3 protein-coding genes and 2 pseudogenes are annotated in these 4,534 nt (G+C 62.9%); 2 read left to right on the plus strand and 3 right to left on the minus strand.

Annotated features, from left to right (window positions below):
* The 3 genes and pseudogenes from EOA86_RS23595 to tpiA all read right to left on the minus strand — a co-directional run.
* Positions 1-477 (minus strand): annotated as a pseudogene (locus EOA86_RS23595) (L,D-transpeptidase); the annotation flags it as partial.
* 212 nt (positions 478-689) lie between these two features.
* Complete coding sequence (secG, locus tag EOA86_RS23600) at positions 690-1,148, minus strand: preprotein translocase subunit SecG (RefSeq protein WP_065009597.1); 459 nt, start codon at positions 1,146-1,148, stop codon at positions 690-692.
* Positions 1,149-1,331: 183 nt separating this feature from the next.
* The gene (tpiA, locus tag EOA86_RS23605) at positions 1,332-2,099 is read right to left on the minus strand and encodes a triose-phosphate isomerase (RefSeq protein WP_128343855.1); all 768 of its coding nucleotides are present in this window, start codon (positions 2,097-2,099) and stop codon (positions 1,332-1,334) included.
* A 145-nt stretch (positions 2,100-2,244) separates the two neighbouring features.
* Between tpiA and EOA86_RS23610 the strand changes: the two genes are divergently transcribed.
* Positions 2,245-4,137 (plus strand): SurA N-terminal domain-containing protein, encoded by a 1,893-nt coding sequence (locus tag EOA86_RS23610; RefSeq protein ID WP_128343856.1) that lies wholly within the window; start codon positions 2,245-2,247, stop codon positions 4,135-4,137.
* Positions 4,134-4,534, plus strand: a pseudogene (locus EOA86_RS23615) (anthranilate phosphoribosyltransferase); the annotation flags it as partial. The gene EOA86_RS23610 and the pseudogene EOA86_RS23615, both read left to right, overlap by 4 nt.

A 4,534-nucleotide genomic window follows, 5' to 3' on the forward strand; every position in this document is an offset into this window, starting at 1 on the left:
CGCGACGTTCATGGCCTCGGCGGAAACCGGCTCGGCCGACTGGATCGGTGCGATGGGTTCGATGATCTTGACGGTCTTCTTAGCCGGCTTTCCGTCGGCCAGCTGGGCAGCGGACTTATCCTTCTTGGCAAGGCTCTTCTTGGCAAGGAACGCCTGCCGTTCCGCGTCGGCCTTGGCTTTGGCCGCCTCGCGCATCGTCAGCTTCCTGGCCTCGAGCGCCTTGGCTCGAGCGGCCTCTTTGTCGGCCGCAATCTTGGCTTCGATCTTGCCGATTTGGGCCAGATCGTCCGCGGTCGGATTTTTCTTCTTCTTGAGGAGCCTTAGCTGCGCCGTATCGCTTTTGGCGGCGACGTTGACGACGTCAGTTGTTACTGCGGTTTTAGAGGCCGAATTACCCGCCGGCATGGCCGCGTAAGCGGGCCCACCAAGGCTGAGCACGGCACAAAGGCCGGCTAATATGAAGCTGCGAAGCTGCATGGCGAAGATCCGATCGTTCAATGCTTGTTGCCCACGGCGTCGCCCGGCGTCCCCCAAGGACGCCGAAAGTGCCGCGCGCAATCTATAATCGATTAATCGAAGACGCCTCAAGCGCCCTGTCGTGCCGTGCCCGGTCGAATCCTCGGGATCGTGCGGCATTTGCCGCGACTGTGTTCAAACAACAACAGATCGCGGCGCCGGACGTCTGCTGGTTACTGGTTCGGAACCTGCGGCGTTACTGGCTGGGTGACGCCGTTTGTGGCCGGCGGCGTGGTCGAATCCGCCGCAGGCGGTGCAGCGGGAGCCGGGGCTGCAGCATCATTGCCGGAAGGCGGCGTTGGCGCTGTATTACCGGAAGGTGGTGTCGGCGCCGTGGTGCCAGGCAACTGGTTGAGCACGCCGCCCCCGCCGTTAGTCACAGGCACACGATCGAGAATATCGATTGGCTTCTCGCCATAACGCGCGACGATCGACAATGTCAGCGAGGTGGCGAAGAAAGCCGCCGCCAGGATCGCCGTCGCCCGCGTCAGCGCGTTGGCCGCGCCGCGCGCGGTCATGAAGCCCGAGCCGCCGCCAATGCCGAGGCCGCCGCCTTCGGAGCGCTGCAGCAGCACCACGCCGACAAGAGCGAGCACGACCATGAGGTGGACGACGATCAGAACGGTTTCCATAGCTTACCCTGGCAAAGCCTTGCGCGGCCGCGCATACGGCCGGTGATTTGGAGGCGGCTCAATACAATGCTTTGATGGCATTTCCAAGCCCGTGGCCGGAATATGGGAAACAGTGCGCCCTTTGCAACGATTTCTTCCCGCTGCGGCACAGCCTATCCAAAGTGCCCCGATAGCCTTTCGATGCTACGAGATATTTCGATAGGCTTCGGCGATACCGAGAAAGTCCGCCGCCTTCAGACTGGCGCCGCCGACCAGCGCGCCGTCGACATTTTTCACGCCGAGCAGTTCGACCGCGTTCGACGGCTTGACCGAGCCGCCATAGAGGATGCGCATCTTCGCCGCCGCGCTGCCAAGCTTTTCCGACAGTTTTTCGCGAATATGCGCATGCGCCTCAGCAACGTCGGCGGCGGTCGGCGTCAGTCCAGTGCCGATCGCCCATACCGGCTCATAGGCTATAACGGTGTTCGACGCCGTGGCGTGGGGCGGCACCGAGCCGGCGACCTGGCGCGACAGCACATCGAGCGTCGCGCCCGCCTCGCGCTCGGCTCTCGTCTCGCCGATGCAGATGATGGCTATCAGCCCGGCGCGCCACGCGGCGGACGCCTTGGCCTGAACAATGGCGTCGTCCTCATTGTGATCGGCGCGACGTTCGGAATGGCCGACGATGACGTAGCTAGCGCCCGCATCCTTCAGCATCTCGGCCGAAATGCAGCCGGTATGGGCGCCGCTCTCCTTCGTGTGGCAATCCTCGCCCCCGGCCCGGACCGGCGTGCGCGACAAAATCTCTGCGGCGTGCGCGAGTAGCGTCGCCGGAACGCAGACCAGCGCTTCGGTCTCCGCATCGAGCCCGCTCATGAAGCCGTTGCCGATCATCCTGAGTTCGTTGAGCGAGGCGCTGGTGCCGTTCATTTTCCAGTTGCCTGCGACCAGCGGGCGGATTCCTAGCGTCATGGGATTTGCTTCTCCGGGCAATATTCGGCTGCGCCCTCACTACCAAACTCAGCCCACAAAGCAATCGACAGTGGGCCGGAAGGACGCTATTGCGCTTGTTTCAAACTCGGCGCATGCGAAAATGCGCCAAAAATCGGAAGTGACCATGCTTAGTATCTTGAGAAGCGCGGCCGGGACCTGGGTCGCGAAGGCACTGCTGATATTGTTGGTATTGAGCTTTGCCGTCTGGGGCATTTCCGGGCAGATGGTCGGTGGTTTTGCGGGCCACGATGCCGTTATCACGGCCGGAGGCACCAAAGTGTCAATCAACGAGTATCGCCTCGCCTATGATCGCCAAATCAGCGTGATGTCGCAGCAATTCGGCCAGCGCATCAGCCGCGAGCAGGCGACGGCGCTCGGCCTCGATAACCAGGTGCTGGCGCAACTCGTGTCGGGTGCAGTCCTCGATGAGCAGGCGCGCAAGCTCGGGCTTGGGTTGTCCAAGGACCGGCTGGCCCAACTCACGCATGAAGACCCAGCTTTCAAGGGTCCTGGCGGCACCTTCGACCGGAGGACGTTCGAATACATACTGCAACAGGTCGGCATGCGGCCGGAAGACTATCTGAGGAATCGCGCCCAGGTGGCTGTGCGCCAGCAGATTGTCGAGGCGGTTTCGGACGGCCTCAAGGCTCCGGATACTTTCTTGAAGGCAGTCGCGCTCTATCGTGGCGAAGACCGCACCATCGAGTATGTGACCTTGCCGAAATCGCTGGTCGAGCCGATTGAAGCGCCATCCGACACTGCGCTTTCGGCCTATTTCGAGGAAAGCAAGAAGACCTATGCGGCGCCCGAATACCGCAAATTCTCCTATGTCAGGCTCGAGCCGCAAGACATCATGGATCCGAGTGCCGTGACCGACCAACAGGTCACCGACGACTACAACAAGAACAAGGGGCGCTACACCACGCCCGAGATGCGCACCATCGAACAGCTCGTGTTCAAAACGCCTGATGCCGCGAAGGCCGCGCTCGATTCACTCAAGACCGGCGCTACCTTCGACAAGATCGTCGTCGCCGAGGGCAAGACGCAAGCCGACACGCTGCTCGGCACGCTGTCCAAGGACAAGATCGCCGACAAGGCAGTGGCGGATGCGGCGTTTGCGCTTAATGTCAACGAAGTAAGTCCGGTCGTTCAGGGCGCCTTCGGTCCGGTGCTGCTGCGCGTCACCGACATCAAGCCCGAAGTGGTGAAGCCGCTGGCCGAAGTGTCCGCAGATATCCGCAGGGATCTGGCGCTGGGCGAGGCAAGCCGCATTCTGTTGGATGTGCACGACAATTACGAAGATATCCGCGCTTCGGGCAGCACGCTCAAGCAAGCGGCCGAAAAACTGAAGCTGAAGGTCGTCACCATCGACGCGATCGATCGCACCGGCCTGAGGCCGGACGGCACCATCGTCAAGGACCTGCCGGAATCGCCGGAACTCACCAAGGCGGTGTTCGACGCCGAACCGGGCACCGAGAATCCCGACCTCACCACCGCCGACAACGGCTTCGTGTTCTACGAGGTGGAGTCGATCACGCCGGCCCGCGACCGCACGCTGGATGAAGTCCGACAGAAGGTGGTAGCCGACTGGACGGCGGCGGAAACGACCAAGCGGCTCACTGCAAAAGCGGACGAGCTCGAAAAGCGTCTCAAGGCCGGCGCCACGCTCGACGTGATCGCGAGCGAGCTCAAGCTTGAGAAGCAGACCAAGCGCGGCGTCAAGCGCGAGGCGGACGACGTCGATTTCGGCAAGAAAGGGGCGGCTGCGATGTTCGGCGAAGGCGAAGGCGGGACCGGATTGATCTCTTCGCCCACCGGCGACGGACAGATCCTGTTCAAGATCGCCGAAGTCTTCGAACCTGCCGGAGCCGACGCCAGCTCGGTGCCGGACGACGCGCAGAAATCGTTCACCGCCGGCATGTCCGACGACCTGCTCGACCAGCTGGTGGCGCAGCTGCAGACGCAGTACGACGTTCGCATCGACCAGACCGCCGTTGCCCAAGCCCTGACCAGATGAGCGCGCTCAAGACCCATATCGCCAAGGTCGCCACCGGCAACTCCCTTTCCTTCGAGGAGGCGCGCGAGGCCTTCGACATCATCATGTCGGGCGACGCTACGCCCGGCCAGATCGGCGGCTTCCTGATGGCGCTGCGCGTGCGCGGCGAGACGGTGAGCGAGATTTCCGGCGCCGTCGCCACCATGCGCGCCAAGATGCTGCGCGTCGACGCGCCCGCTGGCGCGATCGACATCGTCGGCACCGGCGGCGACAATTCGCACAGCGTCAACATATCGACCGCATCCGCCTTCGTCATCGCCGCCTGCGGCGTGCCGGTGGCCAAGCACGGCAATCGCGGACTATCCTCGCAGACCGGCGCCGCCGACGTGCTAACCGCGCTCGGCGTCAAGATCGATAT

The sequence above is a fragment of the Mesorhizobium sp. M5C.F.Ca.IN.020.32.2.1 genome (assembly GCF_004023105.1).
Lineage (GTDB): Bacteria > Pseudomonadota > Alphaproteobacteria > Rhizobiales > Rhizobiaceae > Mesorhizobium > Mesorhizobium wenxiniae.

Excerpts from the sequence above, each read along its gene's own strand:
- EOA86_RS23610 (WP_128343856.1), top strand. The coding sequence starts at position 2,245 with ATGCTTAGTATCTTGAGAAGCGCGGCCGGGACCTGGGTCGCGAAGGCA.
- tpiA (WP_128343855.1), bottom strand. The coding sequence starts at position 2,099 with ATGACGCTAGGAATCCGCCCGCTGGTCGCAGGCAACTGGAAAATGAAC.
- secG (WP_065009597.1), bottom strand. The coding sequence starts at position 1,148 with ATGGAAACCGTTCTGATCGTCGTCCACCTCATGGTCGTGCTCGCTCTT.